Genomic DNA, 20,858 nt, shown 5'->3' on the forward strand with positions numbered 1-20,858 from the left:
GTGCGCGTGTCAGGGTTTAACGGCGATGACACCCGACCAGCCGGGCAGATAGCGCGCGTCCTGGTCGTGAGCGCGATGCAGCGCGACGTCGAGCGCCTTCGCGAAGTTCTTGCGGATCTGGTCGAGCGTGACGTGCTGGCGCAGGTAGTCGGCCCACAGGAATTCGCTGAACGGCGTCGCGTCCTTCGCATAACCGCCCGCGGTGCGCAGTTCGCCCGCGAGGCTGCGATACGGATCGTCCTCGAGCCCCGTCAACGACTTCGGCAGATGCGCGTAGTCGCGACGCGAACCGTCTGCGCCGAACGGATGCACCCACTGGTTGTGCTCCATCATCCGCCAGAAGATCGTGTCGTCGAGCCAGGACAGATCCTTCAGCAGCATCGCATTGATGCGCGACTCCCCTTCCTCGATCAGCGCGAGGCCAAGGTGATGATGGTCGGTGATGTAATGCAGGCCGTCCGGGCCGAGGATGGCCGGAAACCAGTGCGATTCGATCGCGGCCTTGCGCGCGCGCTTGTCGAGCGCCTTCCAGTGCTTGCGCTTCGCTTTCACTTCGCGATAGCCAACCGTCATCTGCGTCGGACGCAGCGCGTCGAGCCTGACGGGAATGAGATGAACGTCGTTGCCAAGTGCCATGGTCGTACCCCATGTTGCTGATTTCCGGCAACGATACTCCTGATCCTGCAAGCCGTTAATACGTCACGACCTCGATGCGCGCGTGATTGACCATCTCTGACAACCGGCCGCGCCGGCGCACGGCAATTACGCGCGCAGATCGTCGCGCTCGAGACGGTGACGAACGTAGGGCATCCCGTCGTGCACGACGCTCACGCGACGCATGCCGAGCTTGCGCGCGACGTTCAGCGAACCCGTGTTCGCCTCGGCGATATCGGCGATCACGCGCGGCAGCCGCACGGTATCGAACGCGTGCCGCACGACGGCCGCCGCGGCTTCACACGCGATGCCGCGCCCCCATGCCGCGCGCACGAGCCGCCAGCCGATCTCGACGTCGCGCGCGCCGTCCACATAGTCGGGAATCAGCAGGATCCAGCCGACGAACACATCGGGCGCGTGCTTCTCGAAGATCGACCAGTAGCCGAGACCCGGCGGATAGTCGCGCGTGATCCGGTGCGTGACGAAGCGGCGATGCTCGACCGGATCGTGCCACGGCCCCGCGATATGCCGCGTGACTTCGGGATCGCGATCCATCGCGATGCTCGCATCGAGATCGGCCAGCACGCGCGGACGCAGCCACAGCCTCTCGGTCTCGAACACGGGCAACGCAGCAGCGAAACGTTCGGTCATCCGGACTCCTGATTCGATGGCGATGTGCATCGCATACATTACATAACAGATACAAAACACCTTCATGAATGATACATCCGCCTGTCGCTTTGCTCGCCGGACCCTGTTTTCGCTTTCGCAACAGTTCATTTCGTAGGGATTATTCCCGATTCGGCGTTATCGCGCCCCACATCGCACGACGCTGCGGCCTACACTCGATCCATGCCCGCGCGCCGCGCGTCGCCGGGCCGGCATCCGTCTGCACATCGGGAGCGCGCGAGCCAACGAGGAGACTTCGGACATGAGCTGGACCCGCGAACAACGCAACGTCACGATCGCCGCCTATCTGGGCTGGACGCTCGATGCGTTCGATTTTTTCCTGATGGTTTTCGTGCTGAAGGACATCGCCGCCGAGTTCGCGTCGACGATCCCCGCCGTCGCCTTCGCGCTTACCCTGACCCTCGCGATGCGCCCGCTCGGCGCACTGATCTTCGGCCGGCTCGCCGATCGTTTCGGCCGCCGTCCGACGCTGATGGTCAACATCGCGTGCTATTCCGTGCTCGAACTCGCATCCGGCTTCGCGCCGAGCCTGACCGCGCTGCTGGTGCTGCGCGCGCTGTTCGGGATCGCGATGGGCGGCGAATGGGGCGTCGGCTCCGCGCTGACGATGGAAACCGTGCCGACCCACGCACGCGGCATCGTGTCGGGCCTGCTGCAGGCCGGCTATCCGAGCGGATACCTGCTCGCGTCCATCGTGTTCGGCCTGTTCTACCAGTACATCGGCTGGCGCGGAATGTTCATGGTCGGCGTGCTGCCCGCGCTGCTCGTGCTGTACGTGCGTGCGCACGTGCCGGAATCGCCGGCCTGGAAGCAGATGGAAAAGCGCCCGCGGCCGAGCCTGTGGGCCACGATGCAGCAGAACTGGAAACTCACGATCTACGCGATCGTGCTGATGACCGCGTTCAACTTCTTCTCGCACGGCACGCAGGATCTCTATCCGACCTTCCTGCGCGAACAGCACCATTTCGATCCGCACACCGTGTCATGGATCACGATCGTGCTGAACATCGGCGCCATCGTCGGCGGCCTGTCGTTCGGCGCGATCTCGGAGCGCATCGGCCGCCGCCGCGCGATCTTCATCGCGGCGCTGATCGCGCTGCCGGTGCTGCCGCTGTGGGCGTTCTCGAGCGGCCCGATCGCGCTCGCCGCCGGTGCGTTCCTGATGCAGATTTCCGTGCAGGGTGCATGGGGCGTGATCCCGGTCCACCTGAACGAGATTTCGCCCGACGAGATCCGCGCGACCTTCCCCGGTGTCGTCTATCAGCTCGGCAACCTGCTCGCGTCGGGCAACGCGACGATGCAGGCATCGTTCGCGGTTTCACAAGGCAACAACTACGGTTACGCGCTCGCGCTCGTCGCCGGCACCGTGGCCGTCGTGATCGCGGTGCTGATCCTGTTCAGCCGCGAGCGGCGCGGCATCGACATGACGCAATCGGTCAATACGCGTACCACCGTCACCTGATCGCACGCATTGCCGCATCGCATCATCGCGCGCGTCCCGTCCCGCCGGGGCCGCGCGCATGATTTTCCGCATCCGCACATCGAACTAGAGGAATTTGTCCAGATTCCCCGCTTGCCCGCCCCGCCCGCGTTTTTTTATCTTAATAAAAACGGCTGTTTGAATCAGATAATCAAATCACCAGTTCGCGGCCGGGAAACCGGCGTGGGAGGCGGAGCATGGCAGTAAGTCAGGAGGGGCGACCGTCTGCGGGACGGCCGTCCGGCGGGCGGTCATCCGGCACTCGGCAGGCCGGCGGAACGAAGGCGCGCATTCTCGATGCGGCCGAGGATCTCTTCATCGAACATGGCTTCGAGGCGATGTCGATGCGGCAGATCACGTCGCGCGCGGCGGTGAACCTCGCAGCGGTCAACTACCACTTCGGCAGCAAGGAAGCGCTGATCCACGCGATGCTCTCGCGACGGCTCGATCAGCTCAACCAGGAACGGCTCGGCATCCTCGATCGCTTCGATGCGCAGCTCGGTGAGCACATCACCTGCGAGCACGTGCTCGGCGCGATGTTCATTCCCGCGCTGAAAGCGTCGCGCGACCCCGAACGCGGCGGCCCCGCGTTCCTGCGGCTGATCGGCCGCGCGTACACCGACCCGTCGCCGTTCGTGCGCAACTTCCTGACCGCCCACTACGCAAGCGTCGCGGGCCGTTTCTTCGACGCGTTCCAGCGCGCGCTGCCACATCTGCCGCGCACGGAACTCGGCTGGCGGCTGCACTTCGCGATCGGCGCACTGTCCGGCGCGCTCGCCGGTGCCGAGACCGAAAGCCTGATCGACGAATTCTCGCAAGGCCGCACGATGAACGACGTGCAGATGATCGCGCGGCTGTCGTCGCTGATCGTCGCCGCGCTGAAGGCCCCGATGCCCGACAGCGCGCAATTGTCGATCTTCGCGGCGGTGCTCGACGATGCGGGTGCGAGCGAGGTGTTCGGGCTGACACCGAGTACGGCAGGCGCCGATACGACCGCGCTGCACCCGGCGAACTGATCGCGCCGACGGCCGCGCCGGCGGCATTTCACTGATGACTTGCGGGTGCGGGATCGCGCGGACGTGCAAGCGTTCGCGCCGGTTTGGCGCCCAGGTATGCGGCCCGGGCCCACGTTCACGCGCGGACCCGGGCCGAACGAATGTCATGCGGCGCAGTGCTGGCGCGCGGGCGTTCGTCGACTGCACAACATCGAGCGGGAACAAGCGCCAACGCGCTCGCGCTCGCCGAGACACCGGAGACCCATCATGTCCTCATCCGCAGCCACCGCAGCGGCCCAGCTCCCGCCGAACACCGACGGCATCTGGTACGCGTCGTACCCGCCCGGCGTCCCGCACGAGATCGACGTCACGCAATACGCATCGCTCGTGCAGTTCTTCGACGAATGCACGACCCGCTTTGCCGAGCGCGTCGCCTACGTGAGCGCGGGCGCATCGATGACCTATCGCACGCTCGCACGGAAAGTCGATGCATTCGCGTCGTATCTGCAAAGCACGGGCGTGAAGCCGGGCGATCGCGTCGCGATCATGCTGCCGAACTCGTTCCAGTACCCGGTCGCACTGTTCGGCACGCTGAAGGCCGGCGCGATCGTCGTCAACGTCAATCCGCTCTACACCGCACGCGAACTCGCGCATCAGCTGAAGGACAGCGGTGCGCAGACGATCGTCGTATTCGAGAATTTCGCGCGCACGCTGCAGGACGCGCTGCCGGAAACGCAGGTGAAGAACATCCTCGTCACCGCGCTCGGCGACCTGCTCGCCGACGGCTTGAATGCGAAAGGACGCCTGATCAATTTCGTGCTGAAGCACGTGAAGAAGCTCGTGCCGGCCTACCAGCTGCCGCAGGCGATCCGGTTGCGCTCCGCACTCGCGCTCGGCGCGCGCGGCAAGCCGCAGCCGGTGCCCACGACGCGCGACGACCTCGCGTTCCTGCAATACACGGGCGGCACCACCGGCGTCGCGAAGGGCGCGATGCTCACGCACGGCAACCTGATCGCCAACCTGCTACAGGCGAAGGCCTGGATCGCCGATCAGGTCACCGGCGACGTCGAAACGGTGCTCACGCCGCTGCCGCTCTATCACATCTATTCGCTGACGGTGAACGCATTCATCTTCATGGGGCTCGGCGGGCGCAACATCCTGATTGCGAACCCGCGCGACACGAACATGGTGATGAAGATCATCCGCAACGAGACCTTCACCGGGATCACCGGCATCAACACGCTGTACAACGCCTTCCTCGACAACGAGGAATTCCGCAAGCGCGACTTCTCGAAGCTGAAGCTCGCGATGGCCGGCGGGATGGCGATGCAGCGCGCGGTCGCGGAGCGCTTCCAGCAGGTCACGGGCCGGCCGGTCGTCGAAGGCTACGGGCTCACCGAATGCTCGCCGATCGTCACGATGAACCCGGTGGACCTGACCGACATGGCCGCGTTCAGCGGCTCGATCGGCCTGCCCGCGCCATCGACGGTCGTGCGCTTTCGACACGAGGACGGCACCTGGGCCGGCATCGGCGAGCCGGGCGAGCTCTGCGTGCATGGCCCGCAAGTGATGCGCGGTTACTGGCAGCGGCCGGACGAGACCGCGAAGGTGATCGACGCCGACGGCTGGCTCGGCACCGGCGACATCGGCGTGATGGACGAGCGCGGCTTCATCCGTCTCATCGACCGCAAGAAGGACATGATCCTCGTCTCGGGCTTCAACGTGTATCCGAACGAGATCGAGGAAGTGCTCGTGATGCATCCCGGCATCAGCGAAGCCGCGGCGATCGGCATCCCTGACGAAGTCCAGGGCGAGCGAATCAAGGTATTCGTCGTGCGCCGCGATCCCGCGCTGACCGTCGACGACGTGCTCGCGCACTGCCGCAAGAATCTCACCGGCTACAAGATGCCGAAGTTCGTCGAATTCCGCGACGCGCTGCCGCAGACGAACGTCGGCAAGATCCTGCGCCGTGCGCTGCGCGACGAGGAAATGGCCAAGCTCAAGGCCGGGAAACCCGGTTAAGCGAGCCGAGCGGGACGCGGCCGGACGATCCCGGCCGCGCTCCGGCGACGCGCGCCGCCGGCTCAGTCGTCGTCATCGTCGTCGTGATGGTCGTGCCAGTGCCGCTCATGGTGCCTGCGCCATTTCCGGTAGCGATCGTCGCCGTCGTCGCCGTAATAGCCGTATCCGTCGTCCGGATACGCGACCACCGCCGGCTGCGGCGCCACATAGACCGGGGCCGGCTCGGCATAGACCGGTGCGACCGGCACGCCGATACCGACCGACAGGTCGACGTGCCCCGCCATTGCACTGCCGGAAGCGAGCAACGCTGCACTCCCGAGCCATCCCGCGATTGTTCTCGTGTTCATGTTCCGTATCCCTGATCTGCCGGCCTGCCCGACATGCGCGACGACTTTAATCGCGCCACGCCTCGCCAGGTGCTACGCCGCTGCGAGATTCGTAACGCACCGTAACGAACGGGTACTAGCCATTCGACCGAATCGCGAAAACGCGCGGGAACGTCTATAGTGGGTTACGGTTCGACACAATCACGACCGCGCGCTGGCGGAACGAACAGGGTAAAATCCCGCCAAACCCTTGGTGGGCGAACACGCCACACACACGCACAACATATTCTCTGACGCAGGCTCCTGCCGCACCTCAATGGCCAATCCCGCAGAATCCCATCCGCAAAACGACTTCATCAATGCGGCGCGCAAGGAACGTAAGCGCGTTGAAATTTACCTCGTCAACGGCATTCGTCTGACGGGCTGCATCGAGTCGTTCGACCAGTATCTGGTGATGCTGCGCACCCCCGTGGGTCTGCAAGGCATCTACAAGCGTGCCATTTCCACGATCCAGCTCGACACCGGCGGCTCGCGCCCCGGCGGCGGCGGCGGCCCGCGTGGCCCCCGCACCGGCGGCCGGCCGGGTGGCCGTGAAGGCGGCGGCCACAGCCCGTACGGCTCGCACGGCGGCTCCCGCGAGTCGCGCGGCGACGGCGGCGGCTACGGTTCGCGTGAACCGCGCGAAGGCTACGGCTCCCGCGAACCGCGCGAGGGTTATGGCGCGCCGCGTGAACCCCGTGAAGGCTATGCTCCGCGCGAACCGCGCGAAAGCTACGGCGCACCGCGCGACGCCGGCGACGCATCGAGCAACACGTCGCCGTCCGATGCACGCGGCGGCAACGGGCCGGTGATCGTCACGCGCCGCCGGCGAATCGTGCCGGACGGCCAGTAAAACAAAGGGCAAGCCAATCGGCTTGCCCTTTTTCCTTGTCGGCCGGCGCGGCATGTCGCCGCACCTGCCCTATCCCGTTTCTGCTCAGCGTGCCGTCGTCGGCAAGCCCGCGTCGGCCTCGCGCTGCAGCGAACGCACCTGCTGCTGCAATGCGCGCAACTGCGACTGCAGTTCTGCCTGCTGCGACTGCAATGCCGCCGTTTCGTTACGCACCGTCTTCTGTCGATCCGCGACCGCGGCTTGCTGCTCGCGCGCGATCGAGATGTCGGCCTGCAGGCGTCGTGCGCGCTCCTGCGTGACTTCGATCTGTCGGTCCGTTTGCGCCTTCTGCGATTCCAGCTTCGCCGCACGCAACTCGTTGACGGCCAGCCGTTCGGCCTGACGCGAGAAATCGCGATAGATCGCTTCCGCCCGCGTTTCGTCGTAAGTCTTGATCACGCGCCAGAACGCCTTCTGCTGGAACAGCGCAACGAAATACGACCCGTCCTTGACGCTGAACAGCTGGCTCGCGCCATAGCTGCCGTTATAGCTCGTGCGCATTTCCGTCAGCGAATGCGCCTGGATCTGGCGCTGCAGCTCGTCAACCGTGCTCTGCCCGGTCGTCTCGCCGGCCTGCGGCTGCACCGACGTCTGACCCTGCTGATCGATCACCGGAATCGCCGCCACCGGCGCGGACGCCTGCTGTACCGCCGGCACTCCGTTGCCTGCCAATCCCTGCGCGAACGCGCCCTGCATGCCCCCTACCACGGCGAGCAACGCACACGCCCGCCCCAACCCCGTCATATGGCTCATCAATTTTGATTCCCGCCCGTATCGTTGTAATTCAGCGCGATTTTATCTCATTAATTACTCGCTTTCGCGCGTCTCGGGCTCCTCGTCGAAGATCTGATATTTCCGCATTTTTTCCCACAGTACCTTGCGACTGATGCCGAGTTGCTGCGCCGTATCCTGACGCCGCCAACCGTTTGCGTCGAGGGCCGCGATCACGCGGCTGCGCTCGTTCATATCCCATTTGCTGCGATCGACGAAGACTTCCGCCGCGCTCTCCACCGGCACCGGCTGTGCCGAGCTGCGCGCATGCGCGACCAGCCGCTGCAAGCGCGCCGCATCCCACCCACCCGTCTGCCGCACCGTCACGCCGACGCGCTCGGCCAGGTTGCGCAACTCGCGCACATTGCCCGGGAAATAACTGTCCGCGACCGCGTCCGCGAGCCAGTAAGGCAGGTCGGACAGTTGGGTGAGCCGGTCCTCGCCCACCACCTCCGCGACGAACGACTTGAACAGCGCGATCTTGTCGACCGCGCCTCGCTCTTCGAGTGACGGAATGCTCAGTTCGATCACCGCGAGCCGATAGTAAAGATCCGCGCGGAACAGGCCTTCCTTCACAAGTTGCGGCAGCTTCTTGTTGCTGGCCGCGACCAGGCGGAAATCGACCTTGATCGACGTCGCGGCGCCGACACGCAGCACCGCGCCGTCCTCGAGCACGCGCAGCAGCTTGACCTGCTGGTACAACGGCAGGTCGCCGACTTCGTCGAGGAACAGCGTGCCGCCCGCCGCCTGCTCGAAATAGCCTTTATGCGCAACAACCGCGCCGGTGAACGAGCCTTTCGCGTGTCCGAAGAACAGCGATTCGAACAGGCCGTCCGGAATCGCACCGCAGTTGACCGGCACGAATTCGCCCTGCCGGTAACGCGAGTGCTTTTCGTGGAGCAGTTGCGCGATGCGCTCCTTGCCGACACCGGTTTCGCCGTGCAGCAGCACGTTGGTGTCGCAGTCGGCGAACGTGTCGACTTCGTGCAGCAGCGCCTGCATCGACTCGGAGTGCGCGACGAGTTCGGACGGCTGCAGCGTTTCGGCCGCGTGTGCGCGCAACTGCGTGACGAGCTTGCCGACCATGCCGCGCAGTTCGGCGCACGTGAAGTCGAGCGGCAGGATATGCGAATAGTCGGGCGGATACTGCGACGCGTCGTGGTCGCGCGCCGCGCCGACCCAGACGACCGGCATGCCGATATTGGCCTGCCAGTCGCGCAGGAACGCCGCGCCGGTTTCGATCATCGACACGCTGATGATCGCGAGCGACGGCCGCAATGCGGCGCGCTCGGGCGAGATCTCCGCGTTGTCCGCACGGATCACTTCGACGTCGAAGCTCGCCATGCACCGGGCAACGCGGTCGACGATGTCCGCCTTGCCTTCCCAGACGTAGAGGTCGAGTTCTGCGATTGCGGGGGTGGGTCTCATTCTTTGGGTACGGCTTCGGTTAATGACAAGGTGCGCGGTGTGGCTGTACTGATCAACAGCATATCCAGGGGACCGAGAGGGTTGCCATCCCTATTCGTCGCCGGAACGCTCAATATTCATTTAACAAGCATAGGATCACCACACTTGATCGCGTCCGGGGCATTCGTCACATAGGCATTGCCCAGGCCCAGGCCGAGCAGGCCGGTGACGCTGGTCAAAAGCGAATCCAGCGGCTGCATGACGAGCGGAAGCAAGATCGGCGACAACAGCGACAACAGAGGCCCCGTCAAAGTCTCAAGCAATGGATTCAACGCTAACGCGAGGACCCCCGCCAAGCCCCCGTTCGGTACCAGCGTCAGCGAAAGACTGTTGTTCAACAGGCTCTGAGTGGCAGGCGCGAGGAATTGATCGGTGCCAACGCACAGCATATATGGATTGCTCGTGCTCGAAGCAGGACACGCATACGCCGACGATGCGAGGGTCGGCGGCGTGGTCGCCATGGAATACGTGAACGTCAACGGCGCCGTGTTTTGATTGGCAATCGGGACAACCAGTTTTCCCGTCTTCAGGCTGATCTGCGCCGTCAGCGAGTTCAGACCCACGAGCGCCAGGATGGGTTGCAGCAAAGGCCCCAGCAAAGGTGCGTTTGTCAGGCCTGTGAGATTCAGCAGACTCCCCACGCTGACGGACAGGAGCTGTATCGAGTTTCCATCCGGCGTGTACGTCGGCGGGCCCGAAGGTACCTGGAGGCTCGGTTGAGTGGTCGGAGGTGATCCTCCAATCATGGCGACGAGCACACCGGTCTGGGTATTCACCGTTGCGGTCTTTGTATTCGCCGTGCAGGTTACGGAAGGCAAACCAGCCGCTGCCGGCGCCACATAGGCAGAGACCGGCAGATTGACGGCCGCCACCGGTACGGGCGTACTGCCATTGGAGCAAGCGCTCCCTGAATAGACGAGCGCCCCGTCCGAACAGGTCGACAGCAGGGAAATCTTGGTGGAAAGGAGGACCTGCCCTTGAGCAGTCGACGTATTGGTCGTGCAGTTGGATGTCCCGCAGTTCGACGGGCCAGCCGGGCCGGTTGCAGTGGCCGGTGGCGTGCCCGCGAGCGACACCGAAGCCGACACGGTCATGTTCAGTAGTGGCGCAAGCGCGGTCGGGGTCTGGACCAGCAAGTTCTTGATGATGATCGGATTCGTCCCGTTCGCGACCTGCAATGCCGTCGACAACAATCCGAACGCGTTGACACTGGCATCGACGGCGGAACTTCCTCCGGAAACAGCCGCGGAAACCAGCTGGCCAAGCGCAATCTGGGGACCGCCGCAAACGTTGCCGGTACAAAGCCCCGCGACGATTGCATTCAGGACGTTCAGATTCACGCTCGCCGGGTTCTGCTGCGTCGCGACTTGCACCATCGCATTGGCCAACTGGCCAAGCGTCACGGTGCCGTTCAGTACGGACGTGCTCGTGCCTACCGGCAAATCGGCGAGAATGTCGCCGAGTTTCAGGTTGACTTGCGCCAGCCCCTGATAATCGACGGCATTCAGACTCAGTACATTAGGTGAACCTGTCAGCGCCTGAAGCAACTTGTTGGCCAGTCCGCCGTTCAAACTCAAAAGCGACGTGGTAAGCGTAAAGGTATCGGTCGGCGTAGCCTTGGCAATCGCCGACGCCCCGACCGTTCCGCTGCGGAAGATACCGGTCACCGGCTCGGAAACGGTCACGCATACGGCATTTGCCGCGGCGCCGGTTGCCGTGCCCGCCGACAGGCCATCGCATTGCCCGTTGGTGGCAAGCTGATCGCCGCTGATTCGCGTAAATGTCGCGTTGCTGCTGCCGGCTTGAGGCGCAGCCCAAACACCGCAGGTCACGGAAACGGTCGCGTTTGCCGGTACGGAATTCGCCGATGGGGTCGCGACTTGCTGGACTGCAGCCTTCGCCGCCACGCAAGTCTGATCGGCGGCAGCCTGCGAAACCGCCGAAAGCGCGGCCAAATCGGCCGCCGCCTGCATTTGGCGTCGTTCAGCATAAAAGCGACCGATATCGATCACGCCCAGCACAATGACCGCGATTGCTATCCAGATCGCCGCCATCACCGCAAACGAGCCACGCTGACGCCGTCGTCCCGGCCAGCCGGCACCGCCCCGCGAGGCCACGTGTGATTGATCTGCCCGCATCGTCATCTCGCTTACTGCGCGCCCGACCCGCCGCCGGACATACCGCCCGACATCCCCCCAGAGGCGCCGAGCTGCGAACTCATCGAATCCGGAATCTTGTTCTTGAACGAGTCGAGATAACGTTGATAAACAAGCGTAGCGACATCGCCGAGCATCGGCTGGGTGGGCGCGGCTGCGCGATTGTCGCGCTGCATCGCGAGCCATTCCCTGGTCGAGCGATCAACATCGGACACCTTCGGCGTCACGACCGCTTGCCCATATGCCGTCACGGCGCTCGCTGCGATACAGGCGATCGCCCCCAGCACCGCGATTCGCCCCGCCCGCATGTTCCGATGATGTTTGTTGTTGTCCATGTCGTTCCCCGCCTGTCTGTTCATTGTGCAAACCGTTGCAACAGCGGCACGGTCTGGTCGTAGCCAAAATTGTTCGCCATCGGCGTGATCTGCCCATTCACGCTACGCCGCGACACCACCGGCGGCGTCGCCACCGCCCGCTGCTGCGCACGTACCGCAGTGGCGATCCTGGCGGCATCGTTGCTGATGTCCTTGCGGATATCTGCCGACAGATGCTGCTGATTCATCAATCGCTGCGCATCCGGCGCGTGACCTGCCGCAAGCAGATAGAGCACCAGGTTGCTGACGATCTTCGGATTGTGCTGGTCCAGTTCCGCCGCCTTCATCAGCGGCACCCGCGCACCGACGACATCGCCGTTGCGCAGCTTTGCGTACGCGAGATCGGACAGCAGCGATGCATCGGTTGGCGCGAGGTCCGATGCCTGCGTCAACGCCTGTACCGCCTGGCCGAAATCGCCGGCTGCCCCGGCGATCAATCCGAGCCCGCGATAACCGCGTGCGGCCAGCGGCGTCTTCAGCAATTGCGTATACGCCGCCGCACTCGCGGCCGGCTGGTCGGTCATCCGCAACGCGTCCGCGCGCAGCAGAATCGTGTCCGGCGACGCGCCGTAGGTCTTTTCGTACGCATCAATGTGTGCGAGCGACGCGTAATAGAGGCCCTGCGTCTGCATCCGCTGGATCAGGTTCAGATACATCGCCGGCGTATCCGGCACCGCCTGCTTCTGATCAGCCGCCTGGATCAGCGCCGCGCGCTCCGCCTGCGCGCTGACGCCATATCCGCTTTCCTTGGTCGCGCACGCGCCGAGCAACACCACCACCGTTGCCACGCCCGCACGCCCCACCATCCCGCTGATCCGCTTCATCGTCTTTCCTTCCACCCATCAATGATGCGTCGCCAGCGCACGTATCACTGCGACAAACCCAGGCCCGGCCGTCACGATCAGCAGCGCCGGCAACAGCGTCACCACCATCACGCCCGTCATCTTCACGGTCAACTTGCCGATCCGCTCGCGGAGCATTGCGCGCCGCGTCTCACGCAGCCGGTCGCCGAATTGCTTGAGCGGCTCCTGCACCGCGCCGCCGTGCTTGTCGACCTGGACCATCAACCGCACGATCGCCCGCAAATCCTCGTTTTCAAACCCGCCGGACAACCGTTGCATCGACTGCTCGCGCGAGCGGCCCGCCACGAACTGCCGCTGCGCGACGCCCACCTCCGACGACAGCACCGGCATCATTCCGCGAAAATCGTTGGTCACGACCTGGAGACTCTGATCAAGCGACAGTCCCACACCCTGCAACAAGCGCAGCATGTCGACGAACAGCGGCAATTCGTCGTCGACGCTCTGCCGGCGTGCGGCGGCACGGCGTTGTACGTAGAGCTTCGGCAGCATGAAGCCCAGCCCGAATGCGACGAATACGCCGATCATCCAGTACCCGCCCTTCATGCGTCCGCTGGCGAATATCGCGAACAACAGCGGCAGCCCGATCCCGCATGCGATCCGCGCGCTCAGGAACAACCCGCGCGAGCGCGCGTCGACGTAGCCGCATTGTTCGAGCAGACGGCGATCCTCGTCCGCGACGATATATTTGCCAAGCCCCGTATCGAGCCAACGCATGCCCGTCGCCGACAGCCGTTCGAGCAACCGCTCGACACGCTGCCGGCCGTGCACCTCGGGTTTCGCCGCGGCTTCGCTACCCGGCATGGCCTGCGCCTTCGCAGCTTCCAGCGCGGCCATGCGCCGATCGAGCGCATCGACCAGCGCACGCTCGGCACGCGATGCGGCGGTCGCACGCAACAACGCGACGATCCCGAACAACAGCACGCCGAGTGCGCCTAGCGCCAAAGCGAGCGATCCGATCTGAGTTGCTGTCATCGCATCACCTGAGTCGAGCCATTCGATACAACCACACGCTGCCTGCCAGCTGCATCAGGAACGCGAACATGAGCAGCAGTCGTCCACTCGAATCGTTCCACATGCCTGCCAGATAGCTCGGATTGGTCATGACGACAAAGCTGCCAATCGCGATCGGCAGCATCACGAGCACGAACGCCGACAACCGCGTTTCCGCCGACATCGCGGTCAACTCGCGCTCCGCCTGTTCGAGATCGCGCATGAACACGGCCATGCGTTCGAGCATCACGTCCGCCCGGCCACCATACTTGACCGACAATCGCAGCACCGAACCCAGGAGTTCGAACTCCTCGGCCCGATAGATCTTCGCGATATGCAGCATCGCGCGATCGATTTCCACACCGGTACGCAGCATCCGCGATACATGATCGAGACAGCCCCGCAGCGGCTCCTCGGTCGTCAACAGAGCGGACTGAAACGCGGCCGGCACGCTGTTGCCGAGCGTCACCAGTCGCACGATCCCGTCGAGAAACGACGGGATCTGCCGGACAATCTTCAACCGTCTCCGCTGGATTCGCGACGTAAGCCAGACTCCGAATATCGTGCTCCCGCAGGCAAATGCCGCGAAACCCGCGAGCAAGCCACCACGACTCCCCGCGATCGACACGATCGCAACGAGTACGATGATCGCGGCGATCGCTTTGCCGCGCGCGCCTTCGATCCCCGCGCGACTCACGAGATTGCCCAGGTACTCGCTGGTCACGGCATACCAGTGCACCCAGAATGCGCGTGACGTCACACTTTGCGCACCACCGGGCAGCGGTGCAGTACGCGCGCCGCCGGTTGCGACCGGCCGCGCCACCTGCGCCGCCGCACGGACACCGGGCTCGAGCCGGCTGTCGATAAAACGCTTCGCGTCGGTACGCACGCGTCGGGTCTCTGCGTGCCGCCACAACATCAAGGCCGACGCGACGCACAGCATCGCAATCGCCAGCGCCCAGATCATCGGGCTATACATTGAAGCCTCCGCCGCGACCGAATCCGCCGCCGCCAAAGCCGCCACCGAAACCACCGCCACCGACGCCGGTGTTCGCCAGCACCTGACGGAAGCGCGCAAGCTTCGGTGAATGCGGATGGATGCCGAGCGACTCCCAGTGATCAACCTCCTCGCCTTCCGGGGTCACACGCGCTTCGTAGCGATAGAGCTCCTGCGTCGCGATGATGTTGTCGGACAAACCGGTCACTTCGGTAATCGACAGGATCCGGCGACGCCCATTCGACAGACGCCCGATCTGTACGATGAAGTCGATCGCGTTCGCGATCTGCCGGCGCAGGCTCGACTCGGTGCCCTGGAAGCCCGCGAAGCCGGCCAGCATCTCGAGACGATACAGACACTCGCGCGGCGAACTCGCGTGCACGGTGCCCATCGAGCCGTCGTGGCCGGTGTTCATCGCCTGCAGCATTTCGAGCACCTCACCGCCGCGGACTTCGCCGACGATGATCCGGTCCGGCCGCATCCGCAGCGTGTTGCGCAGCAGGTCGCGGATCGTCACGACACCGGTGCCGTCGAAACCGCCGGGCCGGCTCTCGAGCCGCACGACGTGCGGGTGGTTCAGCGACAGTTCGGCCGTGTCCTCGATCGTCACGACACGCTCGGCGTCGGGAATATGGAACGCCAGTGCGTTGAGCAGCGACGTCTTGCCGGAGCTCGTCCCGCCCGACACGAGCACGTTGCAGCGCGCTTCGACCGCGGCCTCGAGCAGCGCACCGATTTCTTCGTTGTACGTGCCGTTGCCGAGCAGGTCGGACGGCTTCAACGGATCCTTGCGGAATTTCCGGATCGACACGATCGGACCGTCGATCGACAACGGCTCGATCACGACGTTCACGCGACCGCCATCGGGCAGCCGCGCGTCGACCATCGGATTCGACTCGTCGAGACGGCGCCCGATCGGCGCGAGAATGCGGCGCACGATCCGCAGCAGATGCGCGTTGTCGGTGAACCGTACGGGCAGCTTCGCCAGAATCCCGTGACGCGACACATACACGTCGTTGTAGCCGTTGATCAGGATGTCCTCGACCGCCGGATCCGCCAGCAGATCCTCGATCGGCCCGAAGCCGGCAAGCTCCTTCGTCAGCGCCTCGGCAATCGCACGCACCTCGTTCTCGTTGAGCGGGATGCGGCGCAGACGCACGAAGCTGTCGATCTCGAGATCGACGAACTGGTTGATCGCCTGGCGGGACCAGCGCCCGAATTCGGCGCCGAGTTCCTCGATGCGCGTCAGCAGATGCTCGTGCGCGGCATTCTTGATGTCGTGAAATTGCTGCGTCTGGGAGAACGGCGCTGCGCCGTCGGCGAATTGAATGTCGTGTGCCATCGCTTACGACCGCTTGGACGAAGGTTGAATGAAACGTTTCAGTGCCGACAGGCCCGGCGCGACACGCGACGCCCCCGCCATGCCGGACACCCCGGGCAATCGTGTAGCCAGCGATTCAAGCGCTCGCACGTACGGATCGCGCTCGGCCATATCGACAATGAGCCGGCCCTGGTTCGCCGCATGGCCGATCGCAACGCGGCGCTCCGGCAGCGTGCCGACCAGCGCCAACCCGAGACGCTCGGCGATTTGTCCGGGCATCAGGTTGAGCGCAGGATCGTACTGGTTGACGACCAGCCGCACGCGGTCGGTATCGATGCCGGAATCGCGCAGCCCGGTCAGCAGATCGGCCGCCGACACGATCGACGCGACGCCCTGATCGCAGACGAGCCACGCTTCGTCAGCCGAGGCCGTGATCTGCGTGACGAACTCGCGATTCGAAAAGCCGCCGAGATCGACGACCTGCTGGTCGAAGAATGCGCGAAACCGGTTCAGCAAGCCGATGCACGATGAATACGACACGTCGCGCAGACCGCCGAGATCGGGCGGCAGCGTCGTCAACGCGAGGCCGCTCTGGTGTCGTGTCAACGCGGTGTTGACGAACGTGCGGTCGATACGGCGAAGGTTTTGCACCGCGTCGACAAAATGGAATTCGCAGCGTGTGTTCAGGAACAGCGCACCGTCTCCGGCCGGCAATCCCAGATCGACCAGCGCGGTCTGACGTCCGGGCGGCACGCTGCTGCCATCCACCGCTTCCACCGCGCCCGGGCCGAGCGCGCGCTTTTGCAGCCAGACGGCGAGATTCGCTGCAAGCGTACTGACGCCCATGCCGGCACGCGCGCCGAGCAGCGCAACGACCTTCCCGTGGCGGCTCGCCGGCTCGCTGACATGCGCGAGCAGTCCACGCGTCGTCCGCAATGCGTCCTCGGCTGACGCCGACACGTCGATGAAGTCGCGCACGCCGGCACGCAGCGCAGCGAGCGTGCTTTCCGGCTGTGCGAGCGAGCCCAGCGCGACGATCGGCAACCCCGGATGCGCGGCACGCACCATCGCCGCGGCGACACTCGCCGCTTCCCCGCCTTCCGAGAAATCGATGAACACCAGCGCCGGATTGACGCCCGTGATGCGCTGGGCAAGCATACCCGGCTCGAGCGACGTCGCCTCGACCGAGCCGGCCGACACGAGCGTATCGGCAAGCCAGCGGACGTGCGCTTCCTTCTGCGACGCGCAAACGAAATAATCGGTCACGGCGGGTTCACACAATGATTGGGTTCGTGCATTCATGTCGAACACCCCCGATTACGCAAGGCTTGGCAGCGCGCCGGAGCGCGCGATGCTTCGCGTTCATTTCGAAAATCCCGGCGCGGCATCCGGTGCCGCCATGCCGCCCAGATACGATCGCCAGACCGGCCCGTCACGCTGCTCGGACAACTCGCCGGGCGTCGACGGCAACGCCGCGCCCTTCGCGATCGGCGCAACGAGGTGCGGCGTCACGATGATCAGCAATTCCTTGTCGTTCTGCTGATAGTTCAGATTCTTGAAGAACGTCCCGATGATCGGCAGGTCGCCGAGCAGCGGAACCTTGCTGACGTTCGACATCGTCTGGCGATCGATCAGGCCGCCGATCACGAAGCTCTCGCCGTCACCGAGCTCGACCGTCGTGTCCGCGCGCCGCGTCGTGATCCCCGGCACGGCGACACCGCCGATCGTCACGCTGTTCACGAAGTCGAGCTGGCTCGACTCGGGCGCGACCTTCAGCGCGATCCGCTGCGGGCTCAGCACCGTCGGCGTCAACGACAGCCCGACACCATATTGCTTCCACTGAATTGCGGTCGAACCGAGTCCTTGCGGTGACGGGAACGGAATTTCACCGCCCGCGAGGAAGCTCGCGCTTTGACCGGACAGCGCCACGAGCGTCGGTTCCGCGAGCACCCGCGCGAAATTGTTCGCCTCGAGCAGCGACAACTCGCCGAAGATGCCGCGCCCGGCTGAATTCACGACCAGGTTGAATGCCGACATCACGGGCGAGCCGAGCGTCGGAATGTAGCCTGCAGTGCCGGGACCGGAGCCACCGTTATACGACTGCACGCCGCCCGGAGAAAACGAGCCGAACGAAAAACCGTTGTTCTGCTTGAAGAAGTTGAAGCCGACCTGCTTGAGCACCGACCGGCTGAATTCGACGACGCGCACGTCGACCTGCACGACGTTCTTGCCGGCAAGCGTCGACCGATCGATCACCGTGCCTTTCCCGGCCATGTTCTTGGCGACTGCGACTGCGCGTTCATGGGCGTCGAGCGATGCCGATGCCCCGCGCAGCACCGCCGTTCCGCCATAGGCATTCACGCTCGGCGTGGAACCGTCGAGCACCGCTTGCGCAGCTGCATCGACGACCTCGATATTCCAGACCGTCGGCTCGTCGTGACCGCGCTCCCACAGCATCACATTCGTCGCGCCGGGCGCTTTCGCGGTCAGCAATACCGAGCCGGACCGGCTGCCTTTCATGATCAGCACGTCGGCGATCGCCGGATCGCCGACCGCCACGCGCTGCAGTGCGTGGCCAGCCGAAATCTGCCGCTGCGCGCCGACCGGCAGTTCGATCTTGCCGCTCGCGCTCGCGAGCGATGCGAATGTCATGGTCCAGATAGCAATCGCGAATGCAATCAGTGTGTTTTTCATTGTTTGGTAGACCGTCACACGGCCTTTACTTGTCGTCGCTGATATCGATGGCCATCGATGTCGTTCAATACGCAACCGTTTCCGACCGGCCGCCGCGGATCACTTCGATACTGCCGCCGCCTCCGCCCCCGCCCGACCGCACTGCCGGCGGCAGTCGCGACGGCAACGGCGGCACGTTCACGTTGGCCACGGCAGTCCTCGGCGTGCCGGACAGTTGTTGCAGCGATACCCCGGTCGCGGCCAGTGCCGACGGCGACAGCTTGTTGTCCGTGCGCACGGCAACCGTCTGCACCGCGAGTTCGTCGTCGCGCGGGTTACGCAGTGCGAGCGTCAAGCGGCCGCTGGACTCGCCAAGCGTCAACGCATCGACCTGAGCGGTCGGTACGGCGAGCACCGCGATACGCACATTGCTCGGCTGACCGTTGTTGCCGTTCGTGTTGTTGCCGCTGTCGTGCTCCGGCGTCGCATCCCCGAACGACAACACCCGGACCTTCGACATCAGCAGTCGCGCTTGCGTCTGCGAGACTTCGCCGTCCATCATCGTGCCCCCTTCGCGCTTCAGGTTCACGAAGACGTCCACGAAGTTACCGGGCCGCAGCCGATTGCCAACCGCGTTGGTCTCGTCGACGCGAACTGCAATCGCTCGCTCGCCCGGTTGAATGTCCTCGGCGAGCCCCGACACCAGCGCGTCCGACACGACCGGCGCCGACGCCAGGATGTCCCTCGCAGGAACGCGGCCGATCAATTCAGCCGGATCGGCAAATGCGCCGGCCGGTGCGGGTGCGGTGGGTTGAACTTTCAACGCGTCGGCAGCAATCGGCTGCCCGACGGGCAGCGTACGCGTCGCGAATACGACCGGCACCGGGTTCACGGCGACCGTCTGCGGTGCCGGCGCGGGATGGGGTGCGCTGCGTCCAAGCATCCATGCATAGATTCCGAGCAGAACAGCGATCGCAATCAGCAACCCCGCGATGATTTTTGTCAGATTGTTGGCCATGTTGATATTGGAATGCCGGAATCAGGTTCTGGAGCGTGGATACGGTCGAAGGACTGCGGTCATGGAAAGAGATAGTTCACGCGCATCAAAGCATGTTGGGCGAAATCTGCACGGTCGCATTGCTTTGCAGCTGGGGCGCCGAGACGATGAAGAGCCACGGAATCAACGGGTTGTTCGCGTACGAGTAAGTCATCGTCACCATGACGTTGAACGTGGATGCAGCCGTCGGCGTGAACGCTGCAGCGCAGGAGCTGGGCGCCGACGCCGTGAAAGATGCGCCGCAACTCACGGGCTGCGTCGATCCCCCGGCTACCTGGGTCGCGACTGTCGCGAGCGGCCCCCACGGCGTGCCGCCTCCGTTGACCGCCGAGCACGCAGTCGTCGCCGCGGCTTTCAGCCGATCACAGGGTGACGACGTGTAATTCAACGCGGCGCGCGCACCTTCGGACGCTGCGAACGTCAGGTTCTGCTTGACGACGAAAATCAACCCGAACGAAACGATCGCGTAAAAAATCAGGAAGAACAGCGGGAACACGATGGCGAACTCGATTGCCGCCACTCCCCGTTGCCGGCGCCATTTGCACGATTGGCGCACTTGCTGCCATCGAGCCATTACATTCCCCTCGCAAACATAAGACGTAGAAGCCATACGGCCGCAGGCAACACGAGAAACGCGGCATAAGGCGTCGCGCGATGACCGCCGAGCACCATCGTGGGCGAGCCACGCTTGCAGAGCGCGACTATCGACGTACGTGACAGAAACATCAGCCAAAGAGCGTGCAAACCCGCAGCGAGGCTCGCGGCAATCCAGAACCACAACAACGCTTGCGCACCACACCACGCACCGAGAACGGCAAATACCTTGACGTCGGCCGCGCCCATTACGCGCAATACGAAGAAGGGAGAAAAGCCAATCAAACCTACGGATACACCGACCAACGCCTGAATGACGGAAATACCGAATGGATTTTCATTAAAGGCCCCACTCGCGAATGCGCCAATCAAACCCGCAATAACGAGCGAATTCTGAATACGCCGAAAACGGATATCAGAAATTCCGACGAAGGAAGCCCACGCCAGAAAAATTCCGGCGAAGAAGAGATGCGCCATGGAAGCACCCAGCTATCAGG

The 20,858-nt window shown here is 64.3% G+C and carries 20 protein-coding genes; 4 read left to right on the forward strand and 16 right to left on the reverse strand.

The genetic code is table 11. The features are described from left to right. Positions 1-9 precede the first annotated feature (9 nt). Together BX604_RS37355 and BX604_RS37360 are read right to left on the reverse strand one after the other, a co-directional pair. The gene (locus BX604_RS37355) at positions 10-636 is read right to left on the reverse strand and encodes a ParB-like protein (RefSeq protein ID WP_098556989.1); all 627 of its coding nucleotides are present in this window, start codon (positions 634-636) and stop codon (positions 10-12) included. Positions 637-762: 126 nt separating this feature from the next. Continuing rightward, positions 763-1,305 (reverse strand): GNAT family N-acetyltransferase, encoded by a 543-nt coding sequence (locus BX604_RS37360; RefSeq protein ID WP_098557166.1) that lies wholly within the window; start codon positions 1,303-1,305, stop codon positions 763-765. A gap of 280 nt (positions 1,306-1,585) precedes the next feature. Between BX604_RS37360 and BX604_RS37365 the strand changes: the two genes are divergently transcribed. The 3 genes from BX604_RS37365 (at position 1,586) to BX604_RS37375 (ending at position 5,841) form a co-directional block, all read left to right on the forward strand. Beyond that, positions 1,586-2,806, forward strand: a complete 1,221-nt coding sequence (locus BX604_RS37365; RefSeq protein ID WP_098556992.1) for an MFS transporter — start codon at positions 1,586-1,588, stop codon at positions 2,804-2,806. A 215-nt stretch (positions 2,807-3,021) separates the two neighbouring features. Beyond that, positions 3,022-3,840, forward strand: coding sequence for a TetR/AcrR family transcriptional regulator (locus BX604_RS37370; RefSeq protein WP_098556995.1), 819 nt, complete (start codon positions 3,022-3,024; stop codon positions 3,838-3,840). A gap of 246 nt (positions 3,841-4,086) precedes the next feature. Continuing rightward, positions 4,087-5,841: an AMP-binding protein gene (locus BX604_RS37375; RefSeq protein WP_098556998.1), complete on the forward strand. Its 1,755-nt coding sequence runs from the start codon at positions 4,087-4,089 to the stop codon at positions 5,839-5,841. A gap of 62 nt (positions 5,842-5,903) precedes the next feature. Here BX604_RS37375 and BX604_RS37380 read toward each other — a convergent pair whose 3' ends face one another. Continuing rightward, a complete protein-coding gene (locus BX604_RS37380) occupies positions 5,904-6,188 on the reverse strand; it encodes a hypothetical protein (RefSeq protein ID WP_098557001.1) in 285 nt (94 codons plus the stop codon). 295 nt (positions 6,189-6,483) lie between these two features. On the opposite strand from BX604_RS37380, the gene hfq reads away from it, so the two are divergent. Continuing rightward, on the forward strand, positions 6,484-7,059 hold the full coding sequence (gene hfq / locus BX604_RS37385) for an RNA chaperone Hfq (protein WP_098557004.1): 576 nt from the start codon (positions 6,484-6,486) through the stop codon (positions 7,057-7,059). Between the two features lie 84 nt (positions 7,060-7,143). On the opposite strand, the gene BX604_RS37390 is transcribed toward hfq, so the two are convergent. The 13 genes from BX604_RS37390 to BX604_RS37450 all read right to left on the reverse strand — a co-directional run bounded on the left by BX604_RS37390 (position 7,144) and on the right by BX604_RS37450 (position 20,838). After that, the gene (locus BX604_RS37390) at positions 7,144-7,851 is read right to left on the reverse strand and encodes a DUF2968 domain-containing protein (RefSeq protein ID WP_098557007.1); all 708 of its coding nucleotides are present in this window, start codon (positions 7,849-7,851) and stop codon (positions 7,144-7,146) included. 54 nt (positions 7,852-7,905) lie between these two features. Continuing rightward, on the reverse strand, positions 7,906-9,297 hold the full coding sequence (locus BX604_RS37395) for a sigma 54-interacting transcriptional regulator (protein ID WP_098557009.1): 1,392 nt from the start codon (positions 9,295-9,297) through the stop codon (positions 7,906-7,908). A 116-nt stretch (positions 9,298-9,413) separates the two neighbouring features. Continuing rightward, entirely contained in the window at positions 9,414-11,474 is a 2,061-nt protein-coding gene (locus BX604_RS37400) for a pilus assembly protein TadG-related protein (protein WP_257146511.1), read from the reverse strand. Positions 11,475-11,485: 11 nt separating this feature from the next. Beyond that, on the reverse strand, positions 11,486-11,827 hold the full coding sequence (locus tag BX604_RS37405; protein WP_098557013.1) for a DUF3613 domain-containing protein: 342 nt from the start codon (positions 11,825-11,827) through the stop codon (positions 11,486-11,488). A gap of 20 nt (positions 11,828-11,847) precedes the next feature. Continuing rightward, the gene (locus BX604_RS37410) at positions 11,848-12,690 is read right to left on the reverse strand and encodes a tetratricopeptide repeat protein (protein WP_098557015.1); all 843 of its coding nucleotides are present in this window, start codon (positions 12,688-12,690) and stop codon (positions 11,848-11,850) included. A gap of 18 nt (positions 12,691-12,708) precedes the next feature. Then, a complete protein-coding gene (locus tag BX604_RS37415) occupies positions 12,709-13,701 on the reverse strand; it encodes a type II secretion system F family protein (protein WP_098557018.1) in 993 nt (330 codons plus the stop codon). 4 nt (positions 13,702-13,705) lie between these two features. After that, complete coding sequence (locus BX604_RS37420) at positions 13,706-14,698, reverse strand: type II secretion system F family protein (RefSeq protein ID WP_098557020.1); 993 nt, start codon at positions 14,696-14,698, stop codon at positions 13,706-13,708. Then, positions 14,691-16,058: a CpaF family protein gene (locus BX604_RS37425; RefSeq protein ID WP_098557023.1), complete on the reverse strand. Its 1,368-nt coding sequence runs from the start codon at positions 16,056-16,058 to the stop codon at positions 14,691-14,693. Before BX604_RS37425 ends, BX604_RS37420 begins: the two co-directional genes overlap by 8 nt. A gap of 3 nt (positions 16,059-16,061) precedes the next feature. Further along, positions 16,062-17,339 (reverse strand): fimbrial protein, encoded by a 1,278-nt coding sequence (locus tag BX604_RS37430; RefSeq protein ID WP_098557169.1) that lies wholly within the window; start codon positions 17,337-17,339, stop codon positions 16,062-16,064. Between the two features lie 60 nt (positions 17,340-17,399). Then, complete coding sequence (locus BX604_RS37435) at positions 17,400-18,731, reverse strand: type II and III secretion system protein family protein (protein ID WP_098557172.1); 1,332 nt, start codon at positions 18,729-18,731, stop codon at positions 17,400-17,402. 64 nt (positions 18,732-18,795) lie between these two features. Further along, positions 18,796-19,728 (reverse strand): Flp pilus assembly protein CpaB, encoded by a 933-nt coding sequence (cpaB, locus tag BX604_RS37440; protein WP_098557026.1) that lies wholly within the window; start codon positions 19,726-19,728, stop codon positions 18,796-18,798. An 85-nt stretch (positions 19,729-19,813) separates the two neighbouring features. After that, positions 19,814-20,341 carry a TadE/TadG family type IV pilus assembly protein gene (locus BX604_RS37445; RefSeq protein WP_098557028.1) on the reverse strand — a complete coding sequence of 176 codons (528 nt, stop codon included), beginning with the start codon at positions 20,339-20,341 and terminating at the stop codon, positions 19,814-19,816. Next, a complete protein-coding gene (locus BX604_RS37450) occupies positions 20,341-20,838 on the reverse strand; it encodes an A24 family peptidase (RefSeq protein ID WP_098557031.1) in 498 nt (165 codons plus the stop codon). Before BX604_RS37450 ends, BX604_RS37445 begins: the two co-directional genes overlap by 1 nt. Between the last annotated feature and the right edge of the window lie 20 nt (positions 20,839-20,858).

The organism is Burkholderia sp. JKS000303 (assembly GCF_002563755.1).
Lineage (GTDB): Bacteria > Pseudomonadota > Gammaproteobacteria > Burkholderiales > Burkholderiaceae > Burkholderia > Burkholderia anthina_B.